Source organism: Solibacillus sp. FSL R7-0668, assembly GCF_038006205.1.
In the GTDB taxonomy this organism is placed as follows: domain Bacteria; phylum Bacillota; class Bacilli; order Bacillales_A; family Planococcaceae; genus Solibacillus.
Window position 1 is genome coordinate 17,364 of the sequence record NZ_JBBOUU010000003.1, and the last position, 15,289, is coordinate 32,652.

19 protein-coding genes are annotated in these 15,289 nt (G+C 34.7%); 15 read left to right on the top strand and 4 right to left on the bottom strand.

The window, feature by feature from the left end:
- Positions 1 to 287: 287 nt before the first annotated feature.
- The 5 genes from MKX47_RS20825 (at position 288) to MKX47_RS20845 (ending at position 3,494) form a co-directional block, all read left to right on the top strand.
- The gene (locus MKX47_RS20825; protein WP_340778295.1) at positions 288 to 1,073 is read left to right on the top strand and encodes a DUF4839 domain-containing protein; all 786 of its coding nucleotides are present in this window, start codon (positions 288 to 290) and stop codon (positions 1,071 to 1,073) included.
- Positions 1,074 to 1,381: 308 nt separating this feature from the next.
- Positions 1,382 to 1,585, top strand: coding sequence for a hypothetical protein (locus MKX47_RS20830; protein ID WP_340778298.1), 204 nt, complete (start codon positions 1,382 to 1,384; stop codon positions 1,583 to 1,585).
- A gap of 139 nt (positions 1,586 to 1,724) precedes the next feature.
- Positions 1,725 to 1,880 (top strand): Sec23/Sec24 zinc finger-containing protein, encoded by a 156-nt coding sequence (locus tag MKX47_RS20835; RefSeq protein ID WP_340778301.1) that lies wholly within the window; start codon positions 1,725 to 1,727, stop codon positions 1,878 to 1,880.
- A 256-nt stretch (positions 1,881 to 2,136) separates the two neighbouring features.
- Positions 2,137 to 2,577: a GNAT family N-acetyltransferase gene (locus MKX47_RS20840; protein ID WP_340778304.1), complete on the top strand. Its 441-nt coding sequence runs from the start codon at positions 2,137 to 2,139 to the stop codon at positions 2,575 to 2,577.
- Between the two features lie 326 nt (positions 2,578 to 2,903).
- Positions 2,904 to 3,494, top strand: coding sequence for a hypothetical protein (locus MKX47_RS20845; RefSeq protein WP_340778306.1), 591 nt, complete (start codon positions 2,904 to 2,906; stop codon positions 3,492 to 3,494).
- A 280-nt stretch (positions 3,495 to 3,774) separates the two neighbouring features.
- On the opposite strand, the gene mobQ is transcribed toward MKX47_RS20845, so the two are convergent.
- The gene (mobQ, locus tag MKX47_RS20850) at positions 3,775 to 5,847 is read right to left on the bottom strand and encodes a MobQ family relaxase (RefSeq protein WP_340778309.1); all 2,073 of its coding nucleotides are present in this window, start codon (positions 5,845 to 5,847) and stop codon (positions 3,775 to 3,777) included.
- A gap of 219 nt (positions 5,848 to 6,066) precedes the next feature.
- On the opposite strand from mobQ, the gene MKX47_RS20855 reads away from it, so the two are divergent.
- The 3 genes from MKX47_RS20855 to MKX47_RS20865 are packed head-to-tail and all read left to right on the top strand — an operon-like array spanning position 6,067 to position 6,808.
- Positions 6,067 to 6,297, top strand: coding sequence for a hypothetical protein (locus tag MKX47_RS20855; protein ID WP_340778312.1), 231 nt, complete (start codon positions 6,067 to 6,069; stop codon positions 6,295 to 6,297).
- Positions 6,287 to 6,529, top strand: a complete 243-nt coding sequence (locus MKX47_RS20860; RefSeq protein WP_340778314.1) for a hypothetical protein — start codon at positions 6,287 to 6,289, stop codon at positions 6,527 to 6,529. Before MKX47_RS20855 ends, MKX47_RS20860 begins: the two co-directional genes overlap by 11 nt.
- A 48-nt stretch (positions 6,530 to 6,577) precedes the next feature.
- Positions 6,578 to 6,808, top strand: coding sequence for a helix-turn-helix domain-containing protein (locus tag MKX47_RS20865; protein ID WP_340778315.1), 231 nt, complete (start codon positions 6,578 to 6,580; stop codon positions 6,806 to 6,808).
- Positions 6,809 to 6,974: 166 nt separating this feature from the next.
- On the opposite strand, the gene MKX47_RS20870 is transcribed toward MKX47_RS20865, so the two are convergent.
- Positions 6,975 to 8,525, bottom strand: coding sequence for a primase C-terminal domain-containing protein (locus MKX47_RS20870; RefSeq protein ID WP_340778318.1), 1,551 nt, complete (start codon positions 8,523 to 8,525; stop codon positions 6,975 to 6,977).
- Positions 8,526 to 9,260: 735 nt separating this feature from the next.
- Positions 9,261 to 9,767, bottom strand: coding sequence for a hypothetical protein (locus tag MKX47_RS20875; protein ID WP_340778321.1), 507 nt, complete (start codon positions 9,765 to 9,767; stop codon positions 9,261 to 9,263).
- 186 nt (positions 9,768 to 9,953) lie between these two features.
- Between MKX47_RS20875 and MKX47_RS20880 the strand changes: the two genes are divergently transcribed.
- The 5 genes from MKX47_RS20880 to MKX47_RS20900 all read left to right on the top strand — a co-directional run bounded on the left by MKX47_RS20880 (position 9,954) and on the right by MKX47_RS20900 (position 14,143).
- The gene (locus tag MKX47_RS20880) at positions 9,954 to 10,760 is read left to right on the top strand and encodes a ParA family protein (protein WP_340778323.1); all 807 of its coding nucleotides are present in this window, start codon (positions 9,954 to 9,956) and stop codon (positions 10,758 to 10,760) included.
- Positions 10,753 to 11,160 carry a hypothetical protein gene (locus MKX47_RS20885; protein ID WP_340778325.1) on the top strand — a complete coding sequence of 136 codons (408 nt, stop codon included), beginning with the start codon at positions 10,753 to 10,755 and terminating at the stop codon, positions 11,158 to 11,160. Before MKX47_RS20880 ends, MKX47_RS20885 begins: the two co-directional genes overlap by 8 nt.
- A gap of 114 nt (positions 11,161 to 11,274) precedes the next feature.
- Positions 11,275 to 12,384: a DNA cytosine methyltransferase gene (locus MKX47_RS20890; RefSeq protein WP_340778328.1), complete on the top strand. Its 1,110-nt coding sequence runs from the start codon at positions 11,275 to 11,277 to the stop codon at positions 12,382 to 12,384.
- Between the two features lie 26 nt (positions 12,385 to 12,410).
- Positions 12,411 to 13,019: a hypothetical protein gene (locus MKX47_RS20895; RefSeq protein ID WP_340778331.1), complete on the top strand. Its 609-nt coding sequence runs from the start codon at positions 12,411 to 12,413 to the stop codon at positions 13,017 to 13,019.
- Positions 13,019 to 14,143 carry a DUF262 domain-containing protein gene (locus tag MKX47_RS20900; RefSeq protein WP_340778333.1) on the top strand — a complete coding sequence of 375 codons (1,125 nt, stop codon included), beginning with the start codon at positions 13,019 to 13,021 and terminating at the stop codon, positions 14,141 to 14,143. Before MKX47_RS20895 ends, MKX47_RS20900 begins: the two co-directional genes overlap by 1 nt.
- 242 nt (positions 14,144 to 14,385) lie before the next feature.
- Here the strand turns inward: MKX47_RS20900 and MKX47_RS20905 are convergent, their stop codons facing one another.
- A complete protein-coding gene (locus tag MKX47_RS20905) occupies positions 14,386 to 14,700 on the bottom strand; it encodes a hypothetical protein (RefSeq protein ID WP_340778335.1) in 315 nt (104 codons plus the stop codon).
- A 42-nt stretch (positions 14,701 to 14,742) separates the two neighbouring features.
- Between MKX47_RS20905 and MKX47_RS20910 the strand changes: the two genes are divergently transcribed.
- A complete protein-coding gene (locus MKX47_RS20910) occupies positions 14,743 to 14,937 on the top strand; it encodes a hypothetical protein (protein ID WP_340770610.1) in 195 nt (64 codons plus the stop codon).
- Complete coding sequence (gene tnpB / locus MKX47_RS20915; RefSeq protein ID WP_340770612.1) at positions 14,934 to 15,287, top strand: IS66 family insertion sequence element accessory protein TnpB; 354 nt, start codon at positions 14,934 to 14,936, stop codon at positions 15,285 to 15,287. Before MKX47_RS20910 ends, tnpB begins: the two co-directional genes overlap by 4 nt.
- Positions 15,288 to 15,289: the final 2 nt, after the last annotated feature.

Consider the following 15,289-nt stretch of genomic DNA (forward strand, 5'->3'; position numbering starts at 1 on the left):
TGGTGAAGTGGTGATTTTTTCGCTTCATGGATGGCTAACGGGAATTAGTTGAATAGCGTTGGTTAACTATTATTCAACAACCGAATCATCATCCGGAATATAAGGTATTGTCTAAATTATATAATTTTGAAATAATTGGAATATAGCAAACTCTAAACTTTATAGTTAGGTTAATTGCATTTGTACTTTATAGCTTCATTTTCATGTTAATTCATCATTATTATTAAAAGGTGAATTAATACAATATTAAATGTGTGATAAATATGGTAATTGGAGGATAGTCAAAAATGAAGAAACTAGTAAGTGCGCTTATTGCTTGTATTTTTGTTATTGCATTAGCCGGATGTGGCGGAGATTCAAATAAACATGAAGGTGAAGCAAAAACCCCGTCAGGTTCAAGCATCCAAGAAGGTAGAAATTATCAAGATGTTATTAATGATTTTGAAGAAAAAGGTTTCACAAATATTAAAACAGAAAAACTGGAAGATTTAATCACAGGGTGGATAACAAAAGATGGTGAGGTTGAAGAAGTATCTGTTGGTGGCGATGTTGATTATTCTCCAGATACATGGGTATCTGCGAATACAGAAGTCATTATTAAGTATCACACATTCCAAAAAGAAGAAACTGAGAGTGTAGTAGAATCTGAGGTAAAGGATAATTCAAGTGCAGAAAAGACAGAAGAAGAAATCTTAACAGTAGATAACAACAAAGAATTAGCAGAAATACTTAGCACAAAAGACGAGTCTAGTCCTCTTTTTAAAGAATTTGCTCAGAAGTATGCTGGAAGAACCATTGAGTTTGATGGGAATACCGCTTATGTGAATAACCACGGAAATAATAAAACAAGATTTGATTATTTAATTTTTGCTGGAGACTATAGTGAAACTACTTTCTCGGGACCTAATTTCCAATTTAAAGATGTTAATTATTATGATTTGCATCTTACAGGAGATAATATTCCTGACACTTTCGGAATAGGTCTTAATATTCGTATCATTGCTACGGTTGAAGAATATGATGAAAATTCTGGTCTTTTTCAACTCAAACCGGTTTCTATCAAAATGAGATAAATATTTTTAACACGTAGTCGGCGGCATTTGAGTGAGCTTTTTTAGATGTAAAAAAGATGGTGAAGGATTGCACTAAAGTAAACTTGCTGCTTTAGTGCAACAAGCACTTCAAAAATTCCCCAATGACACTTAGGGAGCGTTCAATCCATCAGCTAAGACATTCAATTTTTTGTTCGAGGTAGTGTCATAAAAATACGAATTTACAATGTTGAGCAAGAAATGCTCCAAACATTTTTAGGTGAGCCCCCTGACATGGAGGAATATTACAAACAAACCATAGAATAATTCTTTAATTGGGAGGGATGAATATGAATTATAAAGATAACATACTTCAATTAATTCAAAATAATAAGGAATTATATTGTGATGATTGTATTTCAGAATTGCTAAATATAAAACCTCGTCAACAGGTAAATGCAATATGTAACAAGTTGTTTGTTACAAACAAAATAGTTCGCGATAAACGTTGTTGTAGCAACTGTAAAAAAGATAAGCTAGTCAACATTCAATAAGATGATGCGTTTGAATTCCTTTACAATAAGGTGGCGAATATAAAGACGCATGGGAAGATGGGAATAACGAATATGCATATGTTATCTGTCCACATTGCCGTTGTAAGAATGAAATATATGAAGATTAGGTGGAATAATAATGGGAGAAAGATTTCCAGATATCGATTGGTATTGCGATAAATGTAATGCTTACTTAAATTCACAAGAAGGTTTTGATGACCATAAATATTTATGGAAATGTACAGAATGTGGATTTAAAAGTAGTATTTCAAAAGATAACATTTTAGAAGATTAGTATGATTAAAGAATTAAACTGAAGATGAATCTAATATTTTCTTTATAGGGGTCCCGTCAGATTTATGCGGATTTACAACGTTAAGGGGGATAATGTTCCCAAACGACGCTTTGGGAACTATTGTTATAATTATGAGTATCTCGTAATTATAACAATAAAATTTCAATGTATTAAGATTTATTTGCTAATTCCACTTTTCAAAAGTTGAATTATACATATTAAAAAGTCATAACTATATTTGAAAGGTGAGATTGCTTTGCTAGAGTTAAGAAAAATTAATAGTGACAATTATGAAGAATGTTTAAATTTGCGTACAACTGATACAAGTGTGGAATTTGTAGATTCTGTGGAGTTTTCATTAGCCGAAGCGTGGGTATTTTATGAGGAGTCACGCCCTTTTGCAATTTATGCTGATAATGTGATGGTAGGCTTTGTTTCAATGTCTATTGTTGATAATAACCCCCAAATCATAAATTTTATGATAGATAGCCGTTTTCAAAAAAGAGGCTATGGAACAGTAGCCGCTAGGCTTTGTATTGAATATTTGTGTAAAGAATTCAATGCACGTAGGATTTCCTTACCAGTTAATTTAGAAAATAAAACCGCACTAAAATTTTGGGGTAGCTTAGGCTTTGAGCAATCGGACAATATAGAAAATGGTTATCTTTATATGCGATTATACATAGCAGAAAAATAGGTGTGAGTATACAAATCCATACAAAATAACGTTCCCAAATGAAAGCTTGGTAACATTTCAAACAGCGACCAGCACTGTTAAATCAGTATTTGTCGCTGTTTTTAATAGAAAATAACGCTCTGAGACGCTGCGAGATATCATTTTAAAGAGGGCTGCTCAATTCACTCTATCTGAATGAAGGTAAAATATAAATAGAATCTCAATGAATGTTACCAAAGGACGCTTTGGGAATATTGTTTGTACTTCAATTAACGTGAAAAACTCGTTTGTTTTATAATGTAAAATTAAGTAAAATGAGGATTGTAAAATGTTATAAAAAGTGGGAGATGTTAATTGTGCATTCAACATACGTTCTTTACAATATTGTTCCTTTAGGATTTCTAATTTTGCTAGTATATATTTTTATTGATGTATTTCTTGACTATTTTAGAAAAGTGAAAAAAAGTAATAAAAAGCGAGTTATTCTTTATAGCTTTATCTTTTACTTAATAAGCTTAATTCAAATTAAATTTGGTGGATTCACGCTCCCTCAAAATCCAGCGGACAACAGTAGCAGATTTATTTCAACGAATGACTGGTTTGGAATATTTGATACTATGCACTTTAATATTTCTATTTGGAGTTATTCAGCTTTATTTTATAATGTTATTTTATTTGTACCGTTTGGGATTTCCTTATTACTCCTTTTCAATTTAAAAAGTAACAAAAAAGCAATTTCTATTGTTATTTTAAGTTGTTCGGTAATCTACTTTTCTGGTCTTTTATTTGGGGAGACTGGTGTAGTTATGAGAAACAATGGTAATACGGATATTATCTATTTGTTATTTAATATTCTTGGTGGGGTATTAGGTATATTTTTAGTAAAATACGCAGTAAATTTTATTCGCTCATATAAATTAAATTTACAAGTGAAGTAAAATGATCAATAACAATCAAACTAAATTTGTTGAATAAAATATACACACATATATCTAATAACGTTCCCAAATGCAAGTTTGGACGTATAGTAAAGAGGCACAAATGCTGTACTACCAGTGTTTGTGCCTTTTGACTTGGAACATTGTTTATACATGGTTTTATACACATTCCGATAAAGCCACTTGCAGCAATAGTTGAACGCACTTTTATGAAATTACGCATCGTTCACTTTCTTGCATAAAATCTTGCATATTCTTAGCGTATGTTTTGTCGGCAAGACTAGGAACGTTTTCTCTTTTGATTTGATTCCGATTGCTGCCTCATTCGCTGACGCTGCGCCTGCAACTTTTCAAACTCCTCATATTCAAGCTCATCCAAAATCCGATCAATCGCTTTTCCTTTAAAGAATTGCTCAAATAAAAATGGTGCGCCGTACACTTTTAATTGCTTACCACCAAACGTATCATTGTAACGAACAACACCGTCCCTCGTCTGCACAACCGTAACCGCTAAATGACGGTTTGCCTGTTCTTCCGATAAAATACCTTCGCCTATGCAATCACTTAATACAAACGCTCGGTAACGAGGATGATTGAGGTCTTTCACAAATCGTTCCTCTAACTCCTTCTGCAATACTAATAACTCCTGAGGCGATACCTGTTCACCTTTTAAAATCGCAATATCGTACGCTTGCTTAAGCGTTAAATAACGATCCACTAATTGCAGCTGCTCTTTTTCGTACTTTTTCGGTGGTGTTTGTGGAAAATCTACGAGCTGCTCCTTCACAAAAGCTTCCCCGTAATAATCCATCGCTGTCACAAGCCATTCACGCTCCACAAGCGACTTATCCGTAATATCCAAACTTGGCATCCGTAAATGAATCCGTTCGTCGTAATAAGCTCCAAAAATCTTCAATGCTAGCTGCAAACGTTTCAATTCTTTTAACTGCATTTCAAATTGTGCGCGTTCTGCCTCTGGTAAAATTGCAATCGTCGCTTTATTTTGCAGAGATATGCCATGCTGTTGCATAAAAGTTGCTGTTTGTTGCTGCACTTTTTGTAATCGTTCCTCAGCTCCTACAACCGTAGCAATCGGCTGCTTCACAATTGACTGAATCTGACGAATAACTTCCTCAGCCCGAGCGTCCATTAAAACCTCATTTACTTCTGCCTCATTTAAAGTTTTCCCAAAACGAGCTGTACCATTTAATACCTCACGCTTTTCAAAAGGCGTCCATGTGCTCGTATCAAGCGTAGAATAGTGTTTAAGAAGCAAACGGTCGGCTTCCTTTTCAAATAGCTCCTCAGCCTGTTTAAATGCTTTTTCCTGCGCTTCAAAACCTTTATAGCTTTGCTCATTAAAATTCCCTAAATCAAGCTGTACTTGCAGCTTCACATCCCAAAAATAAAGCATTCTTCTTTTATCTGCTAATGTTTCAGGCTGCACATACATTTTCAACACTTTCGATAACTGACCAAGCTCCTGTTTTTCAGCTGGCGATAATGCCTTTAAAATGAGTTCATGTTTTTCAAACTGCTCTAATCTTTGCTCAACATCCTGAAGCGCTAATTTCTTCTCATTGCGTTCCTTCACTTCATGATTAATCGCCACTCGGTCAGAAGAACGCCCTTCTTGCTCCATCTTCCTTGCAACATACCCTTCATGAATCGTCGGCTCCTGCTCCAACCCTAAATCAGCGTGTGATTTCTCAGAAATTTCTATGCCAACACCGGCAAGCGATAAATGCTGATTCGTATAGACTGCCCAAGCTGTACGCCACTGCTGCAATTTCTCTTTTCGGTTCCAATCATTTACATCAATTTTTCGAGACTTTTTCGCCCCACTTTCCGTAAATAAAGCCTCTCCGTTTTCATCAACAATATATTCCTTTCGAGACTTCGCTCCCCAAGAACCATCTTCTAAAAATGGACGCATCGTTAACATCACATGAGCATGTGGATTTTTAACATCATCACGATGAATAGCAACATCTGCAACCATGCCCTCATCTACAAATACCTCTTGTACAAAATGACGCAGTAATTCTCTTTGTTGCTGTTTTGACAATTCTACTGGCAAAGCAACTGTAAATTCACGTGCGAGTTGTGCATTTTTCGCCTTCTCAATCTTCTCAACTTCATTCCATAACCTTTCCCGATCTAAACACCATTCAGGTGCATGTACGGGCTTTAAAAGCATCGTTTCCGGTAATACATCACGGTGATGATAAGAACTCACCTTATCATACCGTTCACTATATAATCGTTCTCCACTTCGATAAGCTGCACTGGCGATTGCTGATTGTCCTTTACCTCTAGAAATGACCTGCATACTAAAATGATAAATTGCCATCAAGCATCCCTCTTTTCACATGAGCGCTAGCGAATTTTTCACGTGAAGCGTGACCTTGTTTTCGCACATACACCAAATGAGAGCGTAGCGAACAGATGGTGTATAAGTGCGCCCTTAGTTACTTAGATTTTATCATAAATCTCTTCTTAATTGAATTATTTTCTCTTTTATGTTCTAATATTGTTAAAATAGAATTCGAGAATGAGAGGAGCACAACCTATGAATGACATTCGAAAAAAACTTGATAAGCTGGAAGAAATGAAAGAACAAATTCGCCAAGAAAAGGAGAAAATGAATGCACATATCGGACGCCAGCTCTTAACGAAATTAAATATTCAACATGAAGATCTTTCTAAAACACAGCTTGATGACTTAATTGATACACTCGTTACACTTTATCAAGATTACAACACACCAAAAACAGCTCATGAACAAAGACATGACGATTAATTCATTACACAAACTAATTGCTGAAAAAAATCGCTTAGAACTTGAAATCACAAAGCTCACAAAACAACAAACCCGTAAAGAACGTACACATACACTCATTCAAAAAGGCGCTTTACTAGACAAGTACTTTGATACACACCATTTATCCATTGAAGAAACAGAAGAATTACTCCAACTCTTTGCAAACTTCGTAAAAGAAAAACGACCACAACGATTTAATAAATCTACGTAACAAAGGTGGAAATTTCTACTTTTGTTACGTTACTAAAGGAGCCTATCTATGCAACTATTATCAAATACAATTAGAGACCATATCAAAGAACTCATGCAACAGCAAAACTTAACTGTTTCTGAACTAGCAAGGCGATCTGAATTAACCCAATCAACCGTAGATTCCGTACTTCATACACAAAATACAAATCCTCGTATTGACACGATCCACAAAATGATTAAAGCCCTTAACATATCTATTCCAGAATTCTTTAATCATCCTAAATTTAAAGACCTTTAAAACATAGAAGGTCCTCGCCCAGCAAGCTGGCCTGTGGAACGCCTCCCGCTCTGGGCTCTACTCTCCTACAAACATAAAAGAATATATAACTCATAAAATATAACCTCTAAGGCACATCTAAAAGCACACGCAATTAGAAATATGTAAGGCAGACTGGAGTATTAATTTAACTAGAGCCACGAATACGATGTTCATCGGTAACGGATGGGCTTTCTTTAAAGTATAGAGCTTCTAAATAGCTCACTAACGGCGCATAGCCGGCAATGATTTCTAACTCCTCTGTCCATTCCTTTATAACTTGAATCAACTGCTTGCGATAGGTCGCTTTTTTCTCTCTTGCCGTATTCATAAGTTCCATTGCATACTGAATAAACAGCTTCACTGTTGTCCAACCTGTTTTGGCACCTCTACCTTTCCCTGTTACCGTTTTAACGAGCTGCGTAGAACGCTTTAGCACCTCATTTAATGTACTTTGCGCCATACCGATTGCCTCACAAAGCTCTTTTTGTGTACGCCAAATAAACGGCTCTGAAGACGCTTTTTCAGCCGTAATATATTTGATAATATCTTCTTCCCACTCATCATAATGGCTACGTGTACGGTCCTCTCGCTCCTTTTTAAACTTGTACCAGGCACGACTGCCAAATGACACCGTATATTCAGCCCCATTTTTCACGTGTAAAGCCAGTATCGCCTCTACATATTCCTTGCTTGGACCACTATATTTGCCTGAATACGCTGACTGTAAAATGGTATATAAGTCCTGACCATTTAAAGGTTCTTGTAAGCGTGAGTTGAATTCATCTAAAAAGTTCTCAGTACGCTCTAAATCCCAGCCTTCTGCATAGCAAATAAGCGCTAGTGTAAACAGCGTATTATTACGCCCTAGCACGCCTTTATTACCTTTAATATTCACTGTATGAACTAATGCATCAAACCACTCTGTATGCACGACAGACTGCTTATGTTTCTTTGTAGGTAGCACAAATAAAGGACGCTGCATATCATCATCTTGACGCATCGACCACTGTATCAGTGCCGCAATGGAATATTGATTATCGAAATCTTTATATACGACATTTTTTTCTGTTGGTAAACGGAAAAAGCCAAAGTCGTTACAAAATAAATCGGCTTCTACCGACTGCAAACTACGCTTTAAATTATCACTAATGCGCTTGGCCACTTTTAAGCCACGGAAGTTTTCTTTATTCGAAATAAACAGTGGTGATTCCAGTACAAAATACAGCTGATAACCACGATCAGATGCGACAATAAACGTCGGTAAACCAATCGAGGCGTCCATGCATGCCATTAGCAGCTCGTTCACGCTATAGTTTTTCGTATCAATATCAACCACAAACGTATTAATTTGCTGAAGGTTACGCTCCTCAAAACCGTAAATAAAACGGCGTGAATCATCCGTATAACCAAACGTACGGTACACGTTGGGTGTGAAGTGTGTCAGCGTGTGCGCGTCCTCTAGTAACGTTTCCTTCGACGTCACGATATAGCCCTTTACGCCATTTGCTGTAAAGTCAGCCTTTTGACGCATAACAAAGATAGCACCTTGGCGTGTCGGCTGCTCCTTCTTATCAGCCTGTACACGTGCCGGTAAGCTCGCTTTCGAATGTTTCTTTTTATACGTATGAATCCCTGTGTGTAGCAGCGTATCAAATAGCTGCCCCATCTCCTGCTTTTCTAACGTAAAAATAGCCATGGACATAGCTCTCCTTTCTTCAAAGTGAGCGTCCACAGCTATCTCGTTTAAAGCGCACTTAAAAAAAGGTGCACGAAACCAATTTTCAATTTAGATATATTGAAAATTACGTCTACAATTGCTATAATTAGCGTAATATGTTTTACAAATGGCGTGTTTCCAGCACACCATTTATTTAATCTAATTATAAGCGACAAATAAGCTTCTACCAAAAGCTCATTTTGTTGTAGATTAACGACGATAAGTTAGTTACCAGCTAACCGCTCGGACGCTCACTTGTTTAGTTGTTATTTTTGTTGAAGTCATTCCTTGTCCCGCCAAAGACAAATCGGAATGGCTTTTTATTTTGCCTAAAACCTTTATTACTACTAAATAAAACATAAAATGAGAGGGTTGTAAATTCATAAAAAGCGTTGATACTATTGTATTTCCTCGCAATTTTCTACTTTTCTACTTTTGCGAGAAAGTTGGCTTTGGGTAGAAATTGCAAATTTCCACTTTTCCACCTTTGCAAAGTAGAAATGATTTTTCGCGTTTTAAAATGTACATAAAAATCCCCTCTCATGCCTTACTACATAAGGATTTTCATGAAAGGGGACGAATAAATACTTTATTTCAAAAGTAGAAATTTCTACTTTTGTTAAGTAGATACGATTCTCGCGAAAGTGGAAATTTCTACTTTTCCACTTTTGTGAGGAAGTTTGGCTTATGTTACATTTGTGTTACAAAATAATTTTAGTTAAATTCTATACCTTTAGTTCTTAACCATTCTCTTATTCGCAAACATCTTATAAGCTTTACTAATGAATAAAGGATAATAAATAATAAAGGAAATAAGTTTCCTACTTCATTATATAAATAATAAACAAACCATAATAAAATGAACCATTTCCCAATGAAAGCACCTGCATCCGAATGATTAAAAATTTTATTTCCTTCTATTAAAGGTAAAAATTTAATTATAGATATACTGAAAGCAGATAATATCAGTAAAAGTCCCATAATGCCCAAAAAAGGAATATATTGATCTAAGTAACTAAATACAACTTCGTTAAAATTAATTACTGATTGAGGAATCACATCCCATATATCAGGAAAACCCTCAGCTACTAAATTAATAAATACATTTATCATAAGATAATAAATTAATAGTAATAATCCTATTTGAGGAATAGTATAAAACACGCTTTTACCAATTAATTGATTACCTATGCCACTAAAAATAGTTCCAATAATACTCATAAATTCAATTACCTCCTTTTTTATCTAATTATACGAACATTAGTTCTTTTTGGTCAAATAAAACCACTTTATTTAATAAGTAGAAATTTGCAAAGAAGATTTTTGTAAAGTATCTTTTTATAAGGTATACTTTAATTATTAAATGATAAGTTCGAATATATATATATCTATTAAGGAGATGTTAAGATGGCAATTACAATCGTGGTTGGGAACTTTAAAGGTGGCGTTGGCAAGACGAAGGTATCAGTAATGGCGAGCTGGGAGCTAGCGTTTGACCGTAAAAAAAAGGTGCTGCTTGTTGATATGGACCCACAAGGCAATGCGAGTACACTGATTGCACGTTCGACAGGGGTAACAGAGATTAATACAAGTATTTTTGAAGGCTTCCAGAAGGGCTCGTTAAAAGAGTGTATCGTGGAAGTAACAGAGAATCTTCATATGATTCCGGCACAAGTATCGTTTAAAAACTTCCCGAAATTTTTATATGCCCATGTCAAAGAGGAAATTGACCAAGTTTCATATTTAAAGAAGCTGCTTGATCCGATTCGTGAAGATTACGACTATATCTTTATCGACGTACCACCGACAATCAGTGACTTCTCAGATAATGCGATGATGGCTGCTGATTACGTCTTGATCATTTTACAAGCTCAGGAACTGTCACTTGAGGGTGCTGAAACGTACGTAAAATATCTACAATTTATGGCCGACAATTACGATGCCGATATTCAGGTAGCTGGCGTGTTACCAGTATTACTTCGTCCAGGTGGGCGCGTGGACATGTCGACAATCGAGCGTGCGAAAGAAATGTTCGGTGAAGATAACGTTATGGAAAACGTCATCAAGCATTTAGAACGTTTAAAAGCTTGGGATGTAACGGGCATTACAAATAACGACATGCACGATAAAAAAGCGCATCAGGTGTTTTTAGATGTCGTGGACGAGCTCGAGCAAAAACTCGCACAGTTTGAGGAGGCTGGTAAATATGAGTAATGAAAAAGGCGGATTAATTAAGAAAAAGAAAAAGCCGACAATCATGCAGCCTTCGATTCCAGTCAAAAAAAGCGATATGGATTTTGGCTACACGTCACCTGCAAAACAAGATGAGCCTGCTGCACCAGTTGCACCTGCCACAGTTGAAAAAGAAGTGACAAAAGTGGAGCCTGCACAACCACGTAAAAAGCTTGGCGTTGGGAAATCTAACAGCACAAAAAGCTTAAAAGTACCGACTGTCATTCACAGTGAAATCAATTTACTAGGCTCTTTCATGGATGAAGGTAAAACGTATGTCATTTTGCAGAAATTGATTGATAGTTATGTGAAGAACGAATTAACGGATCGTCAACAGCGACAGTTTGAGTTTATGGTTGAAGCGTTTCATGAGGAGAAATAAATGAATATCAAAAAATATTATAATCGAGACTATTTGATACTAAAGTGCAGTTAAAATATGTTACAGTTAATGTATTTTTAAAAGAATAGTACGGAAGAATAGGCGGTAACAAAATTGTCAATTAACATATATTCCTTTTTTTCAGGGGGCGGCTTCTTAGACTTAGGTTTCGAAAAATCTGGTTTTGATATTGTATTAGTTAATGAATTCGACAAAGATTTTATGGATATTTACAAATATTCAAGGGAAAGTATGAATTTATCTAAACCTAAACACGGATATCATAATTGCAGTATCCATGATTTTTTAAAAGGATCAGGAAAGCAGCAAATAAAAAAATTTATAGAAGAAGATAAATTAAACAACAATATAATTGGTTTCATTGGTGGACCACCTTGTCCTGACTTTTCAGTTGCTGGAAAGAACGTTGGTATTGAAGGGGATAATGGTAAACTAACTACTCTATATAAACGAATTATTTTAGAAAATACTCCTGACTTTTTCCTTTTGGAAAATGTTAAAGGTCTTTGGGCAACTAAAAAGCATCGTATCGAATATGAACGTTTAAAAAAATCATTTAAACGAAAAGGTTACGTCTTACTAGAAAATCTAGCAAACTCATTAGAATACGGTGTCCCTCAATATAGGGAAAGAATATTTCTAGTAGGCTTCAAAAAATCATTATTTAATGATAATGAACAGATTAAACACTTACTAAGTGATTTCAACTGGGGAAAAAACCAAAATTTCAATTTGGATAACGTGTTTAATTTACCTTGGCCAACAACCAATCCATATAAATCTAATTCAGTTTTACAACCTCCGACAGGTATTCTCACTGAATTGACAGCTCAATATTGGTTTGAAAAAAATAATGTTTTGAATCATCCTAATGCTAAAGATTATTTTGTTCCATACTCTGATAAATTTAAATCTATAAGTGAAGGGGACATTAGTAGAAAATCTTTTAAACGGCTGCATCGTTGGCGTTTTTCTCCAACAGTTGCATATGGAAATAATGAAGTACACCTACATCCTTATCTACCTCGTAGGTTATCTGTAGCTGAAGCTCTTAGTTTACAATCATTACCAATAAACTATATAATAAAAGAAGATGTAACACTTACAAAAAAATTCAAATTAGTAGGTAACGGTGTGCCTTATTTAATGAGCAAAGGCATCGCAACAGAGATTTACAATAAGTTGATTAGATTGCATCGTTAAAGCTTATACTTCGGAGTGATATTAAATTGACACCAATATCCAAAATACAGCAAGATATCTATAATTTAACTAGTTCAGAATTCGTTAATAAATACTTTTTGAGCGAAGGTATTTGGTATTTCAGCGAGGTTCTCCATCACGAAAAAGAGAATGCTTTGTTACTTGAATTAGAGTTAAAAAAGCAAATTAAAAAATTTTTACATCTTAAAGATGGAGCAATATATATGGTTGGAAGCGGCAAAATAGGATGTAGTTTAAATCCTTCAAAACTCTTTCAACCATTTCGTATTGATAGTGATGATGGAAAACCTTCTGATATCGATATAGCAATCATTTCTAGTGAAATTTATCATTTTTACTGGGATTTGTTTAGGAGCTCATATTCTCCTTTACATAGTTATTCATATAAATATATTTCTAGAGAAGTATATAGAGGTTATATTAGTGAAAGAAATATTAAGGAGATTCCTAATTGTAGAAGAAATTGGAATATTCGTACTAAAAAACTAAAAAAACTTCTTAGCAATAATTTTGAATTTAGACATGAGATTAATTACAGAATATATAGAAATGAGGACGATTTTTTAGAGTATGTAACACAAAACCTTGATGAAATTAAGTTAGGAGGACAATAATGGCGTTTATTTTCACACGAAACACTATGGAGTTAAGGGATATATACAAAAAATTCAATGTCGGTGAGTACATAATAGACGACAGTTATCAACGCCGAAAAGTTTGGACAGAAAAAGATAATATTCGTTTGATTGAAACAATCTTATTAAATCTAGTTATTCCGGAAATTTTTCTTTGGCCTTCAGAAATTGACCATAAAACTGGGGATACTATTACCCACATAGTTGATGGTCAACAGCGTATTAATGCTATTGTCGAATTTTTATCGGGTGCTTTTTGTTTGAAAAAAGCTGCACTAATTTCAAATGAAATTAGCGATAACTATGGAAATTTGTATTTTGATAATCTTCCTATAGAAGTAAAAAAATCTTTCTGGTCTTACAAACTATCAATAGTTGATATTGACAGGAATTGTTCTAAAGATGATATCAAAGATATGTTTTATCGGTTAAATATTACTGATTACAAATTAAATGAACAAGAAATTAGACATAGTCTTAATACAGTTTTCGGACAAGTTGCCCTAGATTTATCTCGTCAAGGTTTTTGGGATGATATAGGCGTCTTTAGTAGTTCGGATGTCAAAAGAATGAAAGATGTAGAATACTGTGCTAGTATCCTCCTTTTAGCAGATGAAGGTATACTCGACCAAACTACATCCAAAAGATTAAATCAAGCTTATGATGATTATAAAGATGAGTTTCCAGAAACAGAACTTATATTAGATTTAATCTCAAAGGCTATAGACAATATCACATTCTTAAAGCAACCTTCCAATGAAAAATTTTTAAATAAAAAAATTCAACTTTATACTACATTTTGTCTTATGTTTTATTTAGAAGAACATCAAATCCCATTAAATACAACACTTAAAGAACGTTTTAACTTATTTGTAAATACTTATGTTAACTTTAAAAACGATATTTCTGAAACGGATGTACCAGATCATATTAGAAATCTATTCAAATTAATCAATAGTTACCGTTTAGCTTCTTCAGAAGGTGTTAATAAGTTGTCAAATCGTATGCTTAGATTCGAAATTATGAAAAAAACTTGCCTACTGACTGAAGAATTTCCCGAAGAATTATTTGAAGATTTAACAATTTATTTGAAAAATTTATAAAATTCAAATTATTGATAGTTCATATGGTTGAAAACATATGAACTATCAATTTTAAATATAAAATTACGTTTAATTTGTCTTTTCCGGAACAATGTTCAAAGACAGCCCAAAATCATACGCCTGATAATACACAATATGTCCGCAGTTTAAGCACTGCACATCACATAACCGCGGCTGCGACAAATCTTTCCCTTCATGCACTTTAATAACCTCTTGAATTCCTTTACATTTCGGACAAAACATTAGCTCACTCCTTTTGTAAAACCGACAAATTGGATTTTCATTTCATTCCTTAATTTAAAAATATCTTCATAGGTAATGCTGCCGATATCTGTGCTGAATTCGTTTTCTACATTACGTACGAATAGTAAACGCCCTGCAAGCTGTGCAACGTCTCCATAATAACTTATTACTTCAAACACCGGATTGCCCTGTTTAAACATACCTTGATCATCAACTAGTATTGTGATTTCATCACTATAATCATAAAAATCGTATCCAGTTGATTGAAGTATAGTAAGCCCCCAATCAAATAACGCATATAAACACCCTGGCACCTCCGGTACGATAAACGTATCAATTTAAGGAGGTGCTTTTTTATGCCAACGAATCAACCGACAATTGTGCCAGTTTATCTGGATCCTCTGCCAACCAAACAATCTTCGATGTCTTCTTTCCCACATGCAGCTGGGCCAAGCTGTGTGATTAAAACCGCTGCGGCTGAAATTTCCTTTTTCAATGGTGTAGAGGAGCGCATCATTCAAGCCGTGATAAAGGAGCTGATTCAAAAATGAAGCACGATTTTACGCGTGTGCAAAATATTTATATTGTCTGTGGAAAAACAGACATGCGTAAAGGGATTGATGGTCTAGCGACCCTCGTTCAAGATTCATTTGAACTCGATCCTTTTAGTGACTCGATTTTTTTATTTTCAGGTACAAGTAAGGACCGCTATAAGTGTCTTTATTTTGATGGGGATGGCTTTGCGTTGCTTTATAAAAGGCTAGACAGTGGCCGATTACAATGGCCGAAAAATGAAAAAGAAGTGCGCAATCTCTCTCAACAGGAATTGCGTTGGTTATTAGAAGGCTTATCTCTTCAACAACCAAAAGCGATTTTAAAATCTGCAAAAGGTGCCTTTTAATC